Source organism: Cognatundibacterium aquatile (genome assembly GCF_014699135.1).
Lineage (GTDB): Bacteria > Pseudomonadota > Gammaproteobacteria > Burkholderiales > Burkholderiaceae_D > Undibacterium > Undibacterium aquatile.
This window is the reverse complement of sequence record NZ_JACOFT010000003.1, coordinates 112,067-132,343: the sequence shown is the minus strand read 5'-3', so window position 1 is coordinate 132,343 and position 20,277 is coordinate 112,067. Positions and strand designations below refer to the sequence as shown.

Sequence of the window (20,277 nt, the reverse complement as noted above, 5' to 3'; positions counted from 1 at the left end):
CTGCGCCTGGCTGAATCTCACAGATATCAGGCGTCACTGCCGCTGTTACCGGCGACAATACTCATGACGGCCATACGCACGGCAATACCGAAAGTCACCTGCGACAAAATCACTGCCTGCGGGCCGTCAGCCACCGCAGAATCGATTTCCACGCCACGGTTCATCGGCCCCGGATGCATGACGATCGCCTCAGGATGCGCCAGCGCCAGTCGCTCCGGCGTCAGACCATAGCTTTTGAAATATTCCTGCGCCGACGGCAGCAAGGCTCCGCTCATGCGTTCATTTTGCAGGCGCAACATGATAATCACGTCAACGCCTTTCAGGCCTTCATTCATGTCGGTAAAGACGCGCACACCCATCTGCTCCAGACCGCCGGGCAGCAAAGTACGCGGACCGATCACGCGCACTTCCGGTACGCCCAGCGTGGTCAGCGCGTGAATGTCGGAACGCGCAACGCGGCTATGCAACACGTCGCCAACAATCGCGACAGTCAGATTCGTAAAATCTTTTTTATAGTGGCGGATGGTGTACATGTCGAGCAAACCCTGAGTCGGATGCGCGTGACGACCGTCGCCCGCATTCACCACATGTACATGGTGCTGTTTTGTGTCATTGAGATGTTTGGCAATCAGGAAAGGTGCGCCGGACGTCGCGTGACGTACCACAAACATATCGGCGTGCATCGCGGCCAGATTGTCGATGGTATCGAGCAAGGATTCACCTTTACTGGTACTCGATGCCGCAATATTGAGATTGATCACATCGGCCGACAGGCGTTTGGATGCAATCTCAAACGTGGTGCGGGTACGGGTGGAGTTTTCAAAGAACAGATTGAACACACTTTTACCGCGCATCAGCGGGACTTTTTTGACTTCGCGGTCGCTGACACTGACAAATGACGAGGCTGTATCGAGAATATGATTAACGATGGATTTAGGCAGACCGTCTATCGTCAGCAAATGCTGAAGTTCGCCGTGTTTATTGAGCTGTGGATTATGCATGATCGATAGAGAAACTAAGTGTGCCGTCGTCTGCGCGTTGCAGATTTACAGAGACAGCGGGTTCAAATGAGGCAACATGTGCAACAAAATCGGCAGCAATCGGCAATTCACGCCCACCGCGATCGACCAGCGCCGCCAGCATGACACGGGTGGGTCTGCCGTAGTCAAACAACTCGTTGATCGCTGCGCGCGTCGTTCGTCCCGTGTACAGCACATCGTCCACCAGTATGATATGAGCGCCATCGACTTCGAACGGAATATGCGTCGGTTTGACATCAGCATGCAAACCCTTTGCCGCATAATCATCGCGATAAAATGACACATCAATCAGACCAGGTTTATTTTTCAGGCCGAGATCATTCACCAGACGTTCGGCAATCCAGGCGCCGCCAGAATAAATACCGATGATCGCCAGATTATCATTTGCCACGGCTTGTGGTTTGATCTGCTTCAGAAGCTGCAGATACAGCGCTTCCGCATTCAGTGTGGGGGAAACATTGCTCATGGGTTCTCGTCAAAATATTGTTGCAGAATCAGGGCTGCGGCATCGTCATCTATGTGTGCACCGCGCTTGCCGTTCAGAACGGCGGAGGAATAACGTTCATCAACCAGTATCGTCGGAAGTTTGAAGCGGCCTTGCAGCTGGTTCGCAAAGCGGCGGCAACGTTGGGTCATTTCATGCGACTCGCCATCCGGATGCAACGGTAAGCCGACCACGCATAAGACTGGCTGCCAGTTGCCGATCAGCGCCGCGACTTCGGCAAATTTGCCATCGTTAGTCGGCGCATGAATGATGTTGAGTGGCTCGGCCTGGCGCAGGAAGGTATTGCCGACCGCCACACCAATACGTTTCAATCCGAAATCAAAGGCAAGCACCGTACCATCAGCCCTGGCTTCGAGCATAGTCATCAGGCATGCCCCGCTTCGGACGACAGCATGATGGGATCAATACCAAGTAATTTGATGGCTGCATTAAAACGTTCTTCGACCGGCAGCGAAAAAATAATTTGCGGATCAGCTGCAACAGTCAGCCAGCCATTCGCGAGAATTTCTTTTTCAAGTTGCCCTGCGCCCCAACCAGCATAGCCAACACTCATGACAATACGCTCCGGCCCCTCGCCAGCGGCAATCGCTTCCAAAACATCGCGCGAGGTCGTGAAGGCGATATCGTCGGTCACTTTGAGCGAAGAAGTATATTCGCCGACAGGAGAATGCAGCACAAAGCCGCGATCATCCTGTACCGGACCGCCAAACATCACCAGATGCTTACCCATAGGATGCGAATCGGGAATCACTTCCAGACGCAGATCGATGCGGTCAAATAATTCAGCCACGGTCATATCGGTCGGGCGATTGATCACCATGCCCATCGCGCCGCGTGGATTGTGTTCACACAGATACACCACGCTACCGCCAAACACAGGGTCATGCATAGAAGGCATTGCAATCAGGAAATGATTTGTTAGATTTAAATCAAATTCTGGAACGGTATCGCCGCCCGCTGTTGCAACAATGTCAGAAATCGCACCGGCCGGTGCGGGAACACCGTCGGACAGTTCAGAGTGTGGGGATTTTGTTTGCTTCGCCATGCCGCCATTTTAGCATTTTTAACGTGTATTTTCGATGTGTGCTAAGGTTCCGCACCATGATTCCGACTTTCCTATTCTGATACTTATGCAAGAAAAATCTGTTTCTTTTCGGCGCACTCTGGTCTGGTTCCGGCGTGATTTACGCTGCTTTGATCATGCCGCGTTATATCAGGCTTTACGGCATAGCAAAGAAGTCATCTGTGTTTTTATTTTTGATCAGAACATATTGAAACATCTGCCAGCCAATGACAGGCGCGTGCGTTTCATTCACGACAGCATCATTGAACTTGAACAGGAAATCAGCAAACTTGGCGGCAGCCTGCTGGTGATACACGGCGATCCTGTCACCGAAATTCCACGCCTTGCAGAACAACTGCAAGTCAACGCGGTCTTCGCCAATCGCGACTATGAACCAGCGGCATTACAACGGGATACCGCGGTGAAGACCGCGCTCGGTAAGCAACAGTGCGAATTCTTAAGCTATAAAGACCAGGTGATTTTTGAGAAAAGCGAAGTTTTATCACAGGCTGGTACGCCCTTTTCCGTCTTCACACCGTACAAGAATGCATGGCTGAAAAAATTCTATGCGGAAGGTAGTGATTTTTACGCAAAATCATATCCGGTAGAAAAATATGCAGCAAACTTCTATCGTCTTGATGTGCCCGCCATACCGTCGCTGTCAGACATAGGTTTTGCCGCTGCACAAACACAGACCATTCCCCTGCAGGCCGGGATGTCCGGCGGCACACAGCTGATCCAGGATTTTCTGGCGCGGATGAAACATTATGATGTTGCCCGCGATTTTCCTGCGCTGAAGGGGCCGTCGTATTTGTCAGTGCATCTGCGTTTCGGTACCGTTTCTATCAGACATCTGGTGCGTGAAGCGATGCAACAAATCAGAACCAGCAGTAATCACGGTGCAGAAATCTGGCTGGCTGAACTGATCTGGCGTGATTTCTATTTCATGATCCTCCACCATCATCCGCATGTGGCAGAGCGTTCGTTCAAACCCGATTACGATGCAATTCAATGGGAAACAGGTGAACAAGCGGATGCGCATTTTGCGGCGTGGTGCGAAGGTAATACCGGCTATCCGCTCGTTGATGCAGCGATGCGGCAACTGAATCAGACCGGTTACATGCATAACCGCTTGCGCATGGTGACCGCCTGCTTTCTGATTAAGGATCTGGGTATAGACTGGCGGCGCGGTGAATCTTATTTCGCCGAAAAACTGAATGACTTTGATTTATCGGCAAACAACGGCGGGTGGCAATGGGCCTCGTCATCCGGCTGTGACGCGCAACCGTATTTCAGAATTTTTAATCCGATAACACAATCCGAAAAGTTTGATGCCGATGGCAAATTCATTGCGCGCTATTTACCTCAACTAGCCAGACTGGATAAGCGCTCGATACACGCGCCCTGGAAAGCGGCTCCCCTGCTATTACAGCAAGCGGGCGTCAGTCTGGGGAAGGATTATCCTTATCCCATCGTCGAACATGACGAGGCGCGAAAGAAAACCCTTGAGCGTTATGCTGTGGTCAAAAAGGCGGGAACACTTTCAACGGATTGAAGTGCCTCAAGCAGCGACAAGCATTCGATGGAGTTGATGAGAGCTCTGGAGCAATCAAACCAAAGTCAATTCAGCGTCGAACATAAAACAGCACGCAATTAACATAAAAAAAGCAGAGATAAATCTCTGCTTTTTTATTTGCTAAATCAGGAATTACTTACACTACGATTGCCTGTTCTTTGCCAACAAAACCAACAATCGCTTCAAGTAAATCGTCTTCACGGTAAGGCTTACCGAAATATTCGTTCACGCCAAGTTCACGTGCGTAGTTACGATGTTTATCGGCGGTACGCGACGTAATCATGATGATAGGAATATGTGCCGTACGAGCATCACTGCGAACGTTACGCGTCAAATCGAAACCATCCATGCGCGGCATTTCAATATCGACCAGCATCACGTCTGGCGTCACAGATTGCAACTGTTCCAACGCATCAATACCGTCTTTCGCCAACACGACCTGATAGCCTTCACGTGTCAGCAAACGCTGAGTAACACGGCGCACGGTCAGCGAGTCATCAACGACCATGACGATATGCTGTGTCCGCAAGCCCTGAACCGGCTCGGCATTCACCTGCGCTGTGGTGTTTTCGTGATGCAAATCAGCAACGGCACCTAAATCAGAAACGGCTTCTGCTCCAGACTGCATACCGGACTGCGGCAGACGGGCATGCTCATGCTCTACACGCTGCGCCAAAGGCACAGGGTTCAGAATCAGAACGACATCACCGGAACCAAGTACTGTTGCGCCGGCAATACCCACCATACGCGCCAGTTGCGGGCCGATGTTTTTAACAACGACCTCACGATTACCGACGATATCATCGACGTGGATCGCCACGCGATCAGTACCGCTCTTCATGATCAGCAACGGTGTGTATTGCTGGGTCACAGGCACTGCGTCACGCTGACCTAACAGAGCAGACAGATAATGCATCGCAACACGTTGGCCCTGCCACATTAAAGCACCGTCATTGTATGCATTGGCCAGCGCATTCGACTTCAGATGCTGCACCTGTTCAACCAGAACCGATGGTACCGCGTAAGTACGTCCACCGGAACTCAGCAACACGACCTGTGTCACAGCAAGCGTGAGCGGCAGGCGAATAGTAAATTCAGCGCCCTTACCTTCTACCGTAGAAACTTCAACACGACCACCCAGTGATGCGGCCTCAGAACGGACGACGTCCATACCGACACCACGTCCGGCCAGCTCAGTTACTTCATTCGCCGTTGAGAATCCAGGTTCAAAAATAAGGCTGGCAGTTTCCGCATCGCCCGGTGTTTCATCTGTACCAATCAGACCAACGCTGAGCGCTTTCTGACGGATGTTTTGCAAATCCAGCCCTTGTCCATCATCGTTGAAACGAATAACAACTTCGTTACCTTCCTGACGAATCTCGATCAATAACTCACCGGTTTCTTGTTTGCCATTTAGACGGCGCACGTCACGTGTTTCGATACCATGCACGATCGCATTCCGCAACAGATGCTCAAACGGCCCGACCATTTTTTCCAGAACGCCACGATCCACTTCAACGCCGGAACCACGGATATCCAGATTGACGCGCTTGTCTACTTCTTTCGAGGTCTGACGGGTAACACGATACAGACGCTCAGAAACGCTCGCAAACGGAATCATACGCACTCGCATCAGATCCTGTTGCAACTCACGTGTCAGGCGCGCCTGCACATGCAAATTACCGGAAGCGCCATCTATCGTCCGCGTCAGATTCGTCTGCACTGTTGCCACGTCGCTCACGCTTTCCGCCATCATGCGGGTCAGCTCTTGCAAACGGGTAAAACGGTCAAACTCCAGTGGATCAAATTCACGATCACCGGACAGCGCCATACGCGATGTGATCTGCGTTTCAGCCTGAATCTCTACTTCACGCAACTGATCACGCAAACGACTGACGTTGGCGGTCAGTTCGCCTAATGACGAGCGCAAAGTGCTGACTTCATTCTCTAAACGTGAACGTGAAATAGACACTTCACCGGCCTGATTGACCAAGCGATCCAGCACGTCGGCTCGTACACGCACCAGAGGCACCGGCGCACCTGCAGGCGCACTGACAGGAGCATGCGGAATTGCAGTCGTTCTGACCGCAGACTGACTATCAGTAATCGGCATCAAAGGTGTCAGGCTGACCATTTCACGCGGCGCTTCGACACTCTCCGCAGGAGCGATACCAGCCTCACTCGCGACCAAGGCTTCCTGGAACTGATCCAGTTCTTGCGCGGCAGTTAATGGCTCAGGCAACAATGGCTCAACGTGAGCCTCAGGGTTTTGCAAACGATCAAACAACTGCATGCTGTAATCATGGCGCGCCATTAAATCATCCATCAACGGTGCACGTACTGCACCACTGGTGTGCATCAGACTTTCAATACGCGTTTCCATGTCATGGATGTGCTGCCCTAATCCCATCGCACCGGCCATCCGCGCACTACCTTTAATCGTATGCATCAGACGTGCAATCGACTGCGGTATTGCCGTGTCATCAGGCTGTGCCTGCCAGCTACGCAATAACTGACCGACCATCGGCAATAAGTCATTTCCTTCTTCAAGGAAGACCGGCAACAAATCAAGATCGAGGTCATCTTTGACCTGTGTTGTTTGTTGCGGAGTACTTTCCGGCAATGCAACGTTCAGTTGCTGCACGACAGTCTCATCCGCCAGATGCAGTGTGCCAGATTCTTCAGTAGGTGTTTCCGCCAGGCTATCACCAGACAACTCTTCAATGACCGCCGTTCCTGACAAGTCTGCCGGATTCAGTTTTTCATTCGTTGAGGTGATGAACTCCTCATCTGCACCGGAACTCGAACGTGCGATCACGTCTTGCAATAACTGATCTAACTGTCTGACATCATCAGGGGCAAAGTCGGCCATTTCAGACAATGCAAATTTCTGCAGCATCCGTTTTGCAGACTCCAAAGCATGATCCAGCATGTCGAATTCAGCAGAGGTCAAGATAACCGGATGACGCTCAAGGCGCTGTAAAACAGATTCCAGACTATGTGCCAACTCTTTCAAAGGAATCAGACCAACAGTTGCGGAACTGCCGGCAAGAGAATGACTCGCATGAATCGCATGTGTGGAGACATGGCGCTCGGGTTCGTGGCGCCATTCAGATAAATCCTGAGTCAGGAAGCGAACAATTTCGTCGGTTTCTGCCATGTATATGGAGTACAGCGGCAGGCTGATTTCAAGATCACCGATACGCTTGATATTGTCATCGAGCGTCACAGCCGGCTTATTCAACTCCGGAAACTCAATGATTTTTGCGCCAGCAGGATCAGAAACTGGTTCATCCACTGCAACCGGCTCCTCAACTATCTGTGGTACTGAGTGTTCAATATCTGCACCAGAAGAAACTTCTTCAACAGCATCCGCAGATGTCATTACAGTTGCCACGATCTGCTCTTCCACCGGACTCAGCAAATCAACAACCTCTTCAGGCTCAGTTACCGGATTTTGAACATCCTCAGCAACCGCATCGGGAGCAGAAAAACTGATTGTTTCAATTGCTTCAGTTTCAACACTTGCAGCAGTTTCAGCAGCAATAACGATGTCATCAGAAGCAGGCAAAGAATGCCCTGTCGTGACATCATCAAGCGTCGCTGCAGTCTCAGCCAATATGTTCGCCGCACTTGGCAAATCGTCGAATGCACTGAGTTCAAACCCAGATGTCAGCGCGTCTGTCACCGCATCCGTGGTCACATCCACTAACGGCAAGGCCTCTATCGTTTCTGCACCGTCGTCAAGAATCGCGAATGCCGCACCGTCCACGGGAAGCGAAGTTGCAATAAGGGGTTCATCAAGCGCACCGGCAATCGCTGAATCCTCTACTTCAGATACATCATGTGCGACTGGTTCTGGCAACAATTCATCTTCAGGCTCAATTACCGCAGGCTGCGCTGAAATTTCTGAGGCCACGACTGGCAACTCGTCGGCCTCCTGATAATCGAGGCCGGCTTTGGTTCGCTCCGCCGCAGCGATAATCGCAGCACCGGTTCTTGCTGACTGGCCTGATTGCTTGAGCTCATCGACCCAGGCATTCATCTCACTTGCCGTACGTTCGAGCAGTGCATACAGATTGTCGTCACCTCGACGCGACTCCGACAACCATAAGTTCATCACCTGCTCAATGCTCCAGGCAGTTTCACCGAACACATTCAGTCCTACCATGCGGCTACTGCCCTTCAACGTATGGAAGGAGCGGCGCAGGCTGGTCAGATATTCCTGATTGTCAACATCGGCGCGAGAACGTGGCAACGTGTCCTGCACAAAATGCAAAACTTCATCGGCCTCTGTCAGGAAAATTTCGAGCAACTCAGCATCAATTGCCTCATCACTTTGCGGTAAAACAGCAGCAACATTCGTCGCCTTCACTTCGGCTACTGCAACCGGTGAGGTGGCAGCAACGATATCCTGTAAACTCTCAGTTGAATGAGACTCTTCACCAGATCCAAGCAACTCAATCGCTGCTTTTGCACGACCACTTGCAGCTGAGTCATCCAATAAAGTCGCCACCGAGCGTTCAGACTCCAGCGAATCTTTCAATTGCGCCTTCAGTGTTTTATCGTCAGGATTTTCAGCGAGAGACACGGCAAGACGTGCCGATTCATGCTGTTGGTTAAGTAATTCTTTTTCTGCGGTTAAAACGGAAGAGGACTCTTCGGTAGAAGTTTGTAACTGATCAGCTGAAAAAATCACATCCTCGCTGACAGGCAATAACTCTTTCTGCGCCGGCGCATCGAGCAGATTTGGGCGGAAAAGACCTGCATCAGCGTCAAACACAAATTTCTTTTTCGCTGTTTCTGGCTGGGTCTGCAAAGTTTCGATGAAAAAACTGAGAGCGCCAATATTTTGCGCCAGTTTTTGATGCTCAGCTTCACGATCAGATTCAGACAACTCTTTGGAGTCTGCCAATGTAGCAACCGTCTGTCTGGTCGTTTCCAAGGCTTGCATCGCCGCATCCTGATCCAGAATCGCCATCGCGCCACTGACCTGATGCAACATGTTATCGATCGAATGCAAAGATTCACTTTGCGCAGGATCACGGAAGTATTCGTCCAGTGTTTTTTCAACCTGGCGCAGGCTCGTCTGAATTTCAGAAACGAGAACCGTCATGGTCTGACGCTGCTGAGCCTCGCGCGAAATTTCTCCCATCCACGCCGCTTGCGACTGCGGCTCATCGCCGGACACAACGGATAATAAACGTGCTGTAATTTCATCCGCGCGCTCGGAAAAATGCGCAGGTAAACGGGTAATCTGATCCAGTGCATTTTCAACGAATAACAAGCTGGTCGCTAATTCCAGTGCCAGCTTACTGCCATCTGCCGAATGTGCGACATGTCTGGCAATACCGCTTAATTCGCGCAAAAGCTTAGATAGCGAAGGCACATTTAAACCCGTGCCCGTCTCTGCCAGATCCTTCATTTTTTGCGAAAGCTTGTCAGCCAGACTGGCATCGCCGTTCGCAATCCGACCCCATAAATTTTTAACGGCGGTGAGCTGTTCTTTTGCGGTACTTAATACACCTGCCGCAATCTGACCGTAATTTTTCTCGTTATAGTCAGTCGGTACTTTGTTATCCAGTTGATATGCACGACGAATACTGGACACGAACGCAGACGGTTTTTCAACCTGAGCCAAAAAGAATAAGGCATCTCTGAGCAGACGCTCAGGAATCGTGTTGACGCCATCGACAAGACGACGTATCTGTAAATTAATACGTCCGAAAATTTGTTTTACATATTGCTGGTCGTCGATCCCACCATCGGCGACCGCCTCAACAAATGCCCGCATGACAACCCAGAAAGCTTTCGCCTGAGAATTGGTCTGCATCTGATCGATTTCATGAATCAAGCCATGCATGTTCTCGGCTGCTTCACGTCGCTTTTGCTGATCTTTGCTAGTCAGTACCGTCAACAGTAATTTCTCAAAACGCTGACGTAATCCACTGTAATTCGCAGATTTGCCGTTGGGCGTTACAGCGAGTTCGGGAATTTTTTCACTGACAGATAACGCTGGGAAAAACAAGTCCGCCGGATGTATCCGCTCCGCGCCCTTGAGCTCCAGCAGCGCGCGGTAGTAGGGGAACAATCTGACTGGCTGATGCGGTGCCCCGGAGAGTAAATCCTCAAGGTAACGCAATACAGCATGAAAAGCGTCGAGAATGACATCGATATTTGCCTGCGTCATTTCTAACTGACTGCTTTGCAAGCGTTCTATCAATTCCTCAATGGTTTCGGTGACGATAGAAACGCCGTCAATATCAACGATTTGCAAGGCACCATGTGCCTGATGCAAATAACTTTTCGCATGTAATAAAGTAGTGGATCTTGCGTCAACATCCTGTGCAAGCGCTTCGGTAAGCACCTTGCCAGCGTTGGTCATCGCTTCCCGCACCTCGGGCATAACCCAGGAGAGTGGTCCAGTATCAAACTGTTCCTGAGGCAGATGTGACGAATTTGAAAAATCGGATGTCATGCGCGCTCCGCAAACTCAAGAGACGATGAACCGCGGTTCATCGTCTGCAAATATGATAGGGTCGTTTTAAGCAACCCATAGACTGGAAAATCAGGCAGTTACACGGAAACGGGATACTGAGTTTTTCAATTCCTCAGCCAACAGAGACAATTGCTTAATCGACTCGGATGTTTGCTGTGTACCGTTCTGGGTCTGTTCGGTAATAGTCAGAATGTGCTGAATATTTTGTGCAACACCGTTTGCTGATGTCGCTTGCTGTTCAGTCGCCAGAGAAATACCCTGAATCAGTTCAGCAAGACGGTTCGAAACGCTACGGATCTCAGACAAGGCGGTACCCGCCGCATCTGAGAGTTTTGCTCCCTCAACCACACCCTGAGTGGATTTTTCCATCGCAGCAACCGCGTCATGGGTATCCGTTTGAATCGTACGCACCAGCGCACCAATCTGCTTGGTCGCTTCAGCCGAACGTTCCGCCAGACGCTGAACCTCTTCCGCAACCACCGAGAAGCCTCGCCCCGCTTCACCTGCAGACGCCGCCTGAATCGCCGCATTCAGCGCCAGCACGTTAGTTTGTTCAGTAATGTCGGAAATCAGTTCGGTGATCTCACCAATTTCCTGAGAAGATTCACCCAGACGTTTAATACGTTTAGACGTTTCCTGAATTTGCTCGCGAATCTCGTTCATACCCTTGATCGCATCTTCCACCGCATGCGCCCCCTGTTCCGCCGCCGCAACCGATTGACGCGCAACCTCAGCAGATTCATTCGCAGAGCGGGAAACGTCGGTAATATCCTGCGCCATCGTCAGAACCACCTGACCGGCATCGGAAATTTCACGTGACTGTTGCTCTGACGCTTCAAGCAAGTTATCGGAAATACCTTGCGCCTGATTCGACGCAGACGTAACTTGTTCCGCAGTCGTCGTAACCCGGCCGACCAGACCTCGCAACTCTTCCACCGTGTAGTTAACCGAGTCGGCAATCGCACCAGTAATATCTTCGGAAACCGTTGCCTGAATAGTCAAGTCACCATCCGCAACTTCTTGCAATTCATTCATCAGTCGCAAAATCGCGGCCTGATTCTGATCGTTTGCAGCTTTCGCTTCTTCCTCTTGTTTTTGCGCTTGCAACATTTGCTCCGCAGCTTCCTGACGGCGTTCATTCGCTTCTTTAGCGCGATTACGACTATCCTGCAACAGAACCAAGGCAATACCAACCGCAGACGCTAACGCAACAGCAGCGGAAATCAACATCAGCCAGAAAGAAAAACTGGTGGAATCCTGCTGATCCGTATAAGTCTTTTGCAACTTAGTCAGTTTCGACTTCAGCTCTTCGTTTTCGTTAAACAATAACTGCTCAGATTGTTTGGCGGCAATGAAGTTCTGCAAGTTACCCAGAATAGTAGAAACCGAAGCCTGATACTCAGCAAACGCCTTTTTCAATTCTTCCAGTTTTTCGCGTGTATCTGCATCTTTCGTCGGAGTCAGGCGGAGAACTTCACTACCGTTAAGGAAACCTTCGACCAGATCGCGGAAAGTATTCGTATCTTTACCAAGCAGGAAAGCAGTCTCTGGATTAACACCCTCAGAAGTCAAGAATTCATTCGCACTACGACCCAGACGCTGGGTCAACATGACCAACTGACCGGAAGCAGAAATCTCACGAGCAGATCCGCCGCCTTGCACTTTCAGCGTAGAAATCTGTTCAGTCAACTCCAGCAATACCGGAGACAATGAGTTCAGCTTTTGCAGTGTCTGACCAAAACCGGTCAGTTCCTGACGGCGTGCCAATATTGTTTCAGCTGCTTTATTAGAATTCTGCCAGGACTTGATCGTTTCTTTTAAAACCGGCTCCAGTGTGGAGTCGGCAGATTTAACATCACGACCTTGATAAGTACCACCATCCAACAGGATTTTCAGATCGTTATTAATTTCTTTACGACTGTCTTCCAGCTGTTTAAATGCCTGAACGTTACCCTGAATTGAGTTTGGCGCAGCCTTACCAATACGCTGGGAATGCATCAGCACATCACCGGAAATCTGCACCTGAGTGGATATCAGTGTTGAGTGATTCGCATTAAGCCAGACGAAAAATGCACCCGCCACTAACGCACCAACCATGATTGTGGACAAAATGCGCATTTGCCTTTGCAATGACATTTTGCCGATGATCGGTAAATAAATGTCGCCGCCTTTTTCCAGGGCATCACCGATGAATGTTGCATCGGCGCGATTATGAGTCGTATCGAAGTCAGTTTCAGCTTGCTTATGCTCGCCTTCCTGAGATGATTCTGGCGTTAACATTTTCACGTTACTGGCCTCCTCAACTTCAACCGAGCCAGCATTACCGAATGACCTTGCCGCAACTTCTGCTCCGTCAATTTCCGGATTTTCTTTTCCCTTGGACAAGAACGGTAGTTTCAATGCCATTACTGAATCTCCTAAACGATTGAATATCTGTCAGCGTTGCTTCAAGTGAAGCACTGACTATAAACCTATATGCAGAAAATCCTGATTCTGCACCAACGCAGCCAGGCTAAGTTCATGCCACACATTACCATCACGGTCACGAAACCGTCTTTGCAACCATTCCTGACTATTCCCGTCAGTCTCACCAGATGCAATCTCTTCCATCTCAGCAAGGTTACGCAAGCCCAGAACCTGCGACACCAGCAAACCACTATTGAACCCCAACGACGGTGCAAAACCGACGATACGACAAGAATTATCGAGTTTGGTCAGTTCAAAGCCCTGAAACCGCGACAAATCAACCACACTGGTCAGGTTACCGCGGATATTTGACAATCCCACGTACCAATCCTTGGTTAACGGGACGTTGGTTAATAATGTGGCACTAACAATTTCGCCAGCTTCCCGCAGATCAAGCAAATAACGCTGCTGCCCGATAATGATCCCCAATTGACTAAGCTTGGAGAAGCCGCCACGCTGCGCAGCCTGCATACGCTCAACCAACTGCGCCTGAAACTCACGCAAGCGCGTACGTCTCACGCCACTGTCTGACTTGGTAATTTCAAGGTTGGCAGCAGAGTCACTCAAAGTCTTAGTCATGAGGCTATCCGGGTATTTCTTATAAATAGAGGCAAGCAGGCTATCTGCGGATCATTAACTAAGAGCGGCAATTTTTGCTAACAACTCTTGTGGGTCAATCGGCTTTACCAGGTAATCCTTGGCGCCTTGACGCAAACCCCAGATACGATCCGTCTCCTGATTCTTGCTGGTACAGATAATAATTGGCACATCCTGCGTTTCCGGATCTTTGGCAATAGCACGCGTGATCTGAAAACCATTTTGCCCAGGCATCACGACATCCATCAGAATCAACTGTGGTTTATCTGCCTTAATTTTCGTCAGGGCTTCCTCGCCATTTTCAGCGGTAGATACAGAGAAACCATTTCTAACCAAAACTTCTGTTAAAAAATAACGTTCTGTAGGAGAGTCATCTACTATTAATATTTTTTGAATAGCCATTCGCTAATTCCTCACATAAAACTGAATTATTTTTCCTGTGTATCGGACGTGTAATTCCGCACAGTTCTCAAAAGACTATCTTTTGTAAAAGGCTTGGTCAGATATTCATCAGAACCGACCATGGCGCCGCGCGCTCTGTCAAACAATCCATCCTTGGAAGATAACATAATGACAGGTGTATCCCTGAATTTGACACTTTTCTTTATCAAAGCGCAGGTTTGATAACCATCCAGCCTTGGCATCAGAATATCGCAAAAAATCAGGTCAGGATGAGAATCGTTAATCTTTGCGAGTGCGTCAAAGCCATCCTCCGCCAAGACGATTGTATAACCAGCTTGTCCGAGGAATATCTCTGCCGATCGACGTATCGTACTGCTATCGTCAATCACCATGATTTTCAAGTTTTCATTGCTTGCCAACGCTGACATAAAATCATCTTCCCGACAGAAAAATAGCAAGCTACCACTTTAACAAAAAAAATTTCGATCTGGCGTTTATTTCCCTGGAATAAACATTCCGTATCGCCAAAAAGACACACTTTTATAGTCTAAAAGACACATTCCTATCAAATTGCTGTCATTTCAAAATCTTCTTTACGAGCACCACATTCAGGACAAGTCCAGTTCATGGGTACATCATCCCATAAAGTGCCAGCAGGAATGCCATCTTCGGGGGAACCTTGTTCTTCATCATAAACCCAGCCACAAATCAGACACATCCATGTTTTATACTGTGGCTTTTCGCCAGCACTATCACTCACGACTAAAATCCTTCAATCAAGTAAAATATTAAATATCACGCATAAAATTACAAAAGCTTGCATTCCTGTGTAATTTTTCTTTTTCGAACCATCCCTGGCTCGTTAAGGTTGCCTATATTAATCTACCAAACGTGCAAAACCAAATTTCTCCCATTATTCTTAGTTTCGGCGCATCTGATCCGGTCGGTGCAACGGGACTATTTGCAGATCTGGCATCATTTGCCGCAATGGGCTGCCACGGATTACCGGTTGTGACCGCCATACTCACCGGCGACACGTCACAGATCGACGGTATCCATCCTCTGGATGCGGATCTGATTGACGAACAGGCCAGAACTGTACTGGAAGATATGCCTGTGCTCACGATTAAAGTTGGCCAGGTCGGTAGTGTGGATAACGTCACGACCATTGCCGAGATCGTCTCCGATTATCCAGAAATGCCCTTGATTCTGGATCCATTTAATACCGCCATCACGGATCACATTCCCGATGCGGAAGATCTGACCTTATCTATACGAGAATTATTAATCCCGCAAGCGACGTTATTACTCATTTCAGCGGTGGAACTGTCACGCCTGGCAGAAACCTGGAAGGAAAATGCAGAACCGGAAGACTTAACAGCAGATGCCATGGCGTTAATTGATTCCGGCTGTGAATATGTTTTTGTCACCGGAACACCGTGCAACAGCGGAGAAGTCGCGAATACGCTGTTCAGCGAATCTGGCATCGTCAGAAGAGACGTCTGGCAGCGTGTCTCTGGTTCTCATGCCGGAGCCGGGTCAACGCTCTCGGCTGCAATTACAGCCTTACTGGCAACAGGTCTTGAAATTCCCGAGGCAGTAATGGAAGCACAGGAATTTACCATGGCAGCCGTGAGCCACGCGCAGCAGTTAGGGATGGGGAAACTGATTCCTGACCGCTATTTCTGGGCGAGAGAACCTGAACACTGAATATACGCTGCATGAATACATCATCCAGCGGCAACATCATCCGAATCAATTACCCTTTCTATCATGACGAATAAAAACGAAACCCTGTTTGCACGCGCACAAAAAACGACTCCCGGTGGCGTCAATTCTCCAGTCAGAGCTTTTCGCTCTGTCGGCGGCACGCCGCGCTTTATCACCCGCGCTGAAGGCGCCTACTTCTGGGATGCAGAAGATCAGCGTTACATCGACTATATCGGTTCCTGGGGACCAGCGATTGTCGGCCATGCACACCCAGATGTGGTGCAAGCCGTTCAGGAAGCCGCTGCCCGCGGACTGAGTTTTGGCGCGCCGACGGAAGGCGAAGTGCTGATGGCAGAAGAAATCTGCCACATCGTTCCAGGGGTAGAACAAATCCGCCTGGTATCGAGTGGAACAGAAGCGACGATGAGCGCCTTGCGCCTCGCCCGCGGCGCGACTAAACGCGACAAAATTATTAAATTCGAGGGTTGCTACCACGGCCACGCCGATTCGTTGTTAGTGAAGGCTGGCAGCGGCTTGCTGACTTTCGGCAACCCGACATCCGCTGGCGTTCCGGAAGATTTCAGCAAACATACGCTGGTGCTCGACTATAACAACAGCCAGCAATTGGAAGACGTATTCCAATCAATCGGTGATCAGATCGCCTGCATTATCGTTGAGCCGGTTGCGGGCAATATGAATCTGATCCGTGCCACCCCAGAATTCCTGCAAACCATGCGCCGCCTTTGTACTGCGCATGGCAGTGTGCTGATTTTTGACGAGGTGATGTGCGGCTTCCGCGTCGGACTGCAGGGTGCGCAAGCCTTGTTCGGAATACAGGCCGATCTAGTCTGTATGGGCAAGGTCATCGGTGGCGGCTTGCCGGTCGCGGCATTTGGCGGGCGCGCCGATCTCATGGCGCACATGGCACCGCTCGGCGGCGTCTATCAGGCGGGGACTTTGTCAGGCAACCCAGTCGCCGTCGCAGCAGGCATGACAACATTGAAGATCATCCAGCAACCTGGCTTTTACGAGCAATTGACGGCACAAACCCGCAAACTCGCGGATGGCCTGACTGCAGCAGGACAACAGGCAGGATTTGACTTCTGTGCCGATGCGGTCGGCGGCATGTTTGGCCTGTATTTCGCCGCGCAGATTCCCGACTCCTATGCAGCCATGATGGCAACGGACAAAGATAAATTTAACCGTTTCTTCCATCTGATGCTGGATGCTGGCGTGTATCTCGCACCATCGGCTTTTGAAGCCGGCTTCGTTTCGATCGCGCATGACGACGCGATTATTGAGACGACGATAGCAGCAGCAAAACAGGCATTTTCAAAACTGTAACTCCTAATATTTACGCGGCTGACAGCGCAAAAATAGCCTGTCAGCCGCGTGAATATTCAGAGTCCTGTTTTTCCCTTCCTTTTTTACGCGCCTTTTCCATCCCCTTGCCTTCTGAAACTCACCCGCGTTTCTTTGCCGGATAAATGCAGCAGTGCTTCCTGTTTTGGTGTTTCACTGATGATCTGGCCGCGTTTAATCACGTAGCGTCGCACCGGACGCAAACGTAATGCCTCGATACTGCTGGCAGCATCAAGAATAACGAAATCAGCAAAGCAACCCGGCTGCAAACCATAGCCTTCCAGCCCCATGATTTTGGCGGGCGTTTTAGTCACGGCATCAAAACACTGCCGCATTGCCTGCTGGCCGGTCATCTGTGCAACATGCAAGCCCATGCTCGCCACTTCCAGCATGTCACCAGACCCCAGGCTATACCAAGGATCCATCACGCAATCATGTCCGAAAGCCACATCGATTCCCGCCGCCAGCATTTCCGGCACCCGCGTCATGCCGCGACGTTTCGGGTAAGTATCGTGACGGCCTTGCAAAGTAATATTAATCAAGGGATTGGCAATGGCAGCGACACCTGCTTCACGCATCAGCGGCAACAACTTACTGACATAGTAGTTATCCATCGAATGCATTGATGTCAGATGCGATCCTGTCACCCGATGATGCAAACCGAGGCGCTGAGTATGAAAGGCCAGCGTTTCTATATGACGTGACAAGGGATCATCGGATTCGTCGCAATGCATATCAACGCGCAGACCTTTTTCTGCGGCGAACTCACATAACAGGCGTACCGATTCAGCACCCTCCGCCATCGTCCGCTCAAAATGCGGAATGCCACCGACCACATCCACACCCATCGCAATCGCGCGTTTCAGATTGTCGAATGCAGTCGGGCTACGTAACAAGCCATCCTGCGGAAATGCCACTAACTGCAAATCGATATACGGTGCCACCTGCCGCTTCACCTCCAGTAAAGCTTCGGCCGCCAGCAAACGATCGTCGCAAATATCGACATGGGTACGTATCGCCAGCAAGCCTTTGGCAATCGCCCAGTCGCAATATTCGATTGCTCTGGCAATCAGCGCTTCCTGCGTCAGCGTCGGCTTGAGTTCGCCCCACAATGCAATCCCTTCCAGCAGCGTCCCTGACTGATTCACGCGTGGCAAACCATATGAAAGCACCGCATCCATGTGGAAATGCGCGTCAACAAACGGTGTGCTGAGCAAATCCCCGTTTGCATCAATTTCAGGAATACTTATCTTCGGTAAGCGTTCCGCTATCACTTCTATCCTGCCCTGCCGCACAAGAATATCGACACCGCTGCGCCCATCAGGCAAATGAGCATTCCGGATCATCAGATCATGCATGTGAAACCCTTTCTGGATGTTTGCAAAAATTTTAAACGCTACCGCTATCCTGCGTCATAATCTCATCATCGAAAAGCAGGAATTTTTATGGCAACAATGAAGCAGGTCGCGGAAAAAGCGCGCGTATCAACGACTACCGTTTCGCATGTAATCAATAATACCCGGGTTGTCAGCGATGATGCCCGTGAACGTGTTCTCTCTGTCATCAAAGAATTACGCTACATCCCCAGCGCCGTTGCACGCAGTTTAAAAAATGACCGGACCCATACTCTCGGCATGATGATTCCGAATAATTCGAATCCCTATTTTGCCGAAGTGATCCAGGGCATAGAAGATGCGTCATTCAAACTCGGCTACAACATTATTTTGTGCAATTCTGATGATGATCCGAAAAGGCAGGCAGCGTATATCCGCGTACTGATGGAAAAACGTATCGATGGCCTGATTCTGGTGCCATCAGGATCCGACGAAGAATTAACAAAACTACTGGCCGATGAAGGCATCCCGAAAGTGTTGGTTGACCGTGAAGTGGCAGGCGTTGCGGCAGATTTAATTGAAGCGGATCACGTACAGGGCGGCTATGATGCGACCCGCTATCTGATAGGATTAGGACATCGCCGGATCGCCTGTGTTGCCGGGCCGGACACGCTGCTGCCGAGCGGTGGTCGGGTCACAGGTTATTTACGCGCTTTAGCCGAAGCAAAGCTGGAATTCCGCACTGAATATCTGATCCATAGCGACTTTACCAGCCAGGGCGGATTTAATGCATTTAAACAGTTACTGGCTTTACCTGAAAGACCGACGGCGATTTTTGTCAGCAATGATCTGATGGCCATCGGCGGCATCTGTGCAGCAAATGAAGCAGGAGTAAAAATACCGCAACAGCTGTCTGTCATCGGCTACGACGATATTGCACTGGCCTCATTCAGCACGCCACCATTGACGACCATCGCACAACCGAAACACGATATAGGACAACTCACCGCGCAGGTTCTGGTCGCCAGAATTACGAATCCTACCCTTCCGTTACGACGGGAAATGCTGAGGTCGCAGCTGATTATCCGTCAATCGACCGCCAGACCGGAAAACTAAGATATCCGGTTACAGCATCAACAAGCGAGGCATCAACTCATTGAGCACCCGGCTCAATATCTGCAATAAAATCAACACCAGCAAGGGCGAAAAATCGAGACCGCCCAATGCAGGCAATACCTTGCGGAACGGTGACAACAAGGGCTCATTCAACGCTCGGATAAAGGGTGCCAATGGCGCATGTGGATTCACCCAGCTGAAAATTGCCTCAAGCACCAGCAGAGCCATCAAACCATACAGTACCCACTGCAACACACGAAATACTGTGAGCAGCAAAATCGCACTGAATGAGACTTCGGATAACAACCAGAAATCCAATACCATCGACAACAACGCGGTCAGAAAAACGCCGACCATCGTTGCCCAATCGTAGCCACGAAATCCCGGAACGACACGTCGTATCGGATGTACCAGCCAATCTGTGATCTGAAAAATCGCCTGTGCTAAACCAGCAGGGGGACGAACCCGTTGCACTTGCATCCAGAAACGTAACAGCAAAAAGCCGGCAAAAAAACCAGTCAGGATATCGATGACGAAGGTAAAAATTCCATGCAGCACAAGTTATCCTCAAAAAAAAACCCACCAGGTGAATCATCACAGAGTGGGT

General features: G+C 50.2%; 16 protein-coding genes. 4 read left to right on the top strand and 12 right to left on the bottom strand.

The genetic code is table 11. The annotated features are described in order from the left end of the window. Nucleotides 1-26: 26 nt before the first annotated feature. From H8K26_RS09135 to H8K26_RS09120, 4 genes are read right to left on the bottom strand one after another with little or no spacing between them, the layout of a single operon-like run. A complete protein-coding gene (locus H8K26_RS09135) occupies nt 27-1,001 on the bottom strand; it encodes an aspartate carbamoyltransferase catalytic subunit (protein WP_186883317.1) in 975 nt (324 codons plus the stop codon). Next, the gene (gene pyrR, locus H8K26_RS09130) at nt 994-1,506 is read right to left on the bottom strand and encodes a bifunctional pyr operon transcriptional regulator/uracil phosphoribosyltransferase PyrR (RefSeq protein ID WP_190479008.1); all 513 of its coding nucleotides are present in this window, start codon (nt 1,504-1,506) and stop codon (nt 994-996) included. Before pyrR ends, H8K26_RS09135 begins: the two co-directional genes overlap by 8 nt. Beyond that, the gene (gene ruvX / locus H8K26_RS09125) at nt 1,503-1,910 is read right to left on the bottom strand and encodes a Holliday junction resolvase RuvX (protein ID WP_223826935.1); all 408 of its coding nucleotides are present in this window, start codon (nt 1,908-1,910) and stop codon (nt 1,503-1,505) included. Before ruvX ends, pyrR begins: the two co-directional genes overlap by 4 nt. Continuing rightward, nucleotides 1,910-2,590, bottom strand: coding sequence for a YqgE/AlgH family protein (locus tag H8K26_RS09120; protein WP_186897045.1), 681 nt, complete (start codon nt 2,588-2,590; stop codon nt 1,910-1,912). The genes ruvX and H8K26_RS09120 overlap by 1 nt, the downstream gene beginning before the upstream one ends. An 85-nt stretch (nt 2,591-2,675) precedes the next feature. On the opposite strand from H8K26_RS09120, the gene H8K26_RS09115 reads away from it, so the two are divergent. Next, nucleotides 2,676-4,163, top strand: a complete 1,488-nt coding sequence (locus H8K26_RS09115) for a cryptochrome/photolyase family protein (RefSeq protein ID WP_190479006.1) — start codon at nt 2,676-2,678, stop codon at nt 4,161-4,163. A gap of 157 nt (nt 4,164-4,320) precedes the next feature. On the opposite strand, the gene H8K26_RS17720 is transcribed toward H8K26_RS09115, so the two are convergent. From H8K26_RS17720 to H8K26_RS09085, 6 genes are all read right to left on the bottom strand, one after another. Continuing rightward, nucleotides 4,321-10,662: an Hpt domain-containing protein gene (locus tag H8K26_RS17720; RefSeq protein ID WP_223826934.1), complete on the bottom strand. Its 6,342-nt coding sequence runs from the start codon at nt 10,660-10,662 to the stop codon at nt 4,321-4,323. 90 nt (nt 10,663-10,752) lie between these two features. Continuing rightward, complete coding sequence (locus tag H8K26_RS09105; RefSeq protein ID WP_390366684.1) at nt 10,753-12,963, bottom strand: methyl-accepting chemotaxis protein; 2,211 nt, start codon at nt 12,961-12,963, stop codon at nt 10,753-10,755. A gap of 183 nt (nt 12,964-13,146) precedes the next feature. Further along, nucleotides 13,147-13,728 carry a chemotaxis protein CheW gene (locus H8K26_RS09100; RefSeq protein WP_190479003.1) on the bottom strand — a complete coding sequence of 194 codons (582 nt, stop codon included), beginning with the start codon at nt 13,726-13,728 and terminating at the stop codon, nt 13,147-13,149. Nucleotides 13,729-13,782: 54 nt separating this feature from the next. Beyond that, on the bottom strand, nt 13,783-14,148 hold the full coding sequence (locus H8K26_RS09095) for a response regulator transcription factor (protein WP_186882842.1): 366 nt from the start codon (nt 14,146-14,148) through the stop codon (nt 13,783-13,785). A 26-nt stretch (nt 14,149-14,174) separates the two neighbouring features. Beyond that, nucleotides 14,175-14,576, bottom strand: a complete 402-nt coding sequence (locus tag H8K26_RS09090; protein ID WP_186882841.1) for a response regulator — start codon at nt 14,574-14,576, stop codon at nt 14,175-14,177. 137 nt (nt 14,577-14,713) lie between these two features. Further along, nucleotides 14,714-14,866, bottom strand: a complete 153-nt coding sequence (locus H8K26_RS09085; RefSeq protein ID WP_186883314.1) for a rubredoxin — start codon at nt 14,864-14,866, stop codon at nt 14,714-14,716. A gap of 173 nt (nt 14,867-15,039) precedes the next feature. Here H8K26_RS09085 and thiD point away from each other — a divergent pair, with 173 nt between their 5' ends. Next, complete coding sequence (gene thiD, locus H8K26_RS09080) at nt 15,040-15,858, top strand: bifunctional hydroxymethylpyrimidine kinase/phosphomethylpyrimidine kinase (RefSeq protein ID WP_190479001.1); 819 nt, start codon at nt 15,040-15,042, stop codon at nt 15,856-15,858. Between the two features lie 63 nt (nt 15,859-15,921). Next, a complete protein-coding gene (hemL, locus tag H8K26_RS09075; RefSeq protein ID WP_190479000.1) occupies nt 15,922-17,202 on the top strand; it encodes a glutamate-1-semialdehyde 2,1-aminomutase in 1,281 nt (426 codons plus the stop codon). An 83-nt stretch (nt 17,203-17,285) separates the two neighbouring features. Here the strand turns inward: hemL and H8K26_RS09070 are convergent, their stop codons facing one another. After that, nucleotides 17,286-18,578 (bottom strand): amidohydrolase family protein, encoded by a 1,293-nt coding sequence (locus H8K26_RS09070; protein ID WP_190478998.1) that lies wholly within the window; start codon nt 18,576-18,578, stop codon nt 17,286-17,288. A gap of 87 nt (nt 18,579-18,665) precedes the next feature. Between H8K26_RS09070 and H8K26_RS09065 the strand changes: the two genes are divergently transcribed. Continuing rightward, nucleotides 18,666-19,670 (top strand): LacI family DNA-binding transcriptional regulator, encoded by a 1,005-nt coding sequence (locus H8K26_RS09065; RefSeq protein ID WP_186882837.1) that lies wholly within the window; start codon nt 18,666-18,668, stop codon nt 19,668-19,670. A gap of 9 nt (nt 19,671-19,679) precedes the next feature. Here the strand turns inward: H8K26_RS09065 and H8K26_RS09060 are convergent, their stop codons facing one another. Then, nucleotides 19,680-20,228, bottom strand: coding sequence for a YggT family protein (locus H8K26_RS09060; RefSeq protein ID WP_186882836.1), 549 nt, complete (start codon nt 20,226-20,228; stop codon nt 19,680-19,682). Nucleotides 20,229-20,277: the final 49 nt, after the last annotated feature.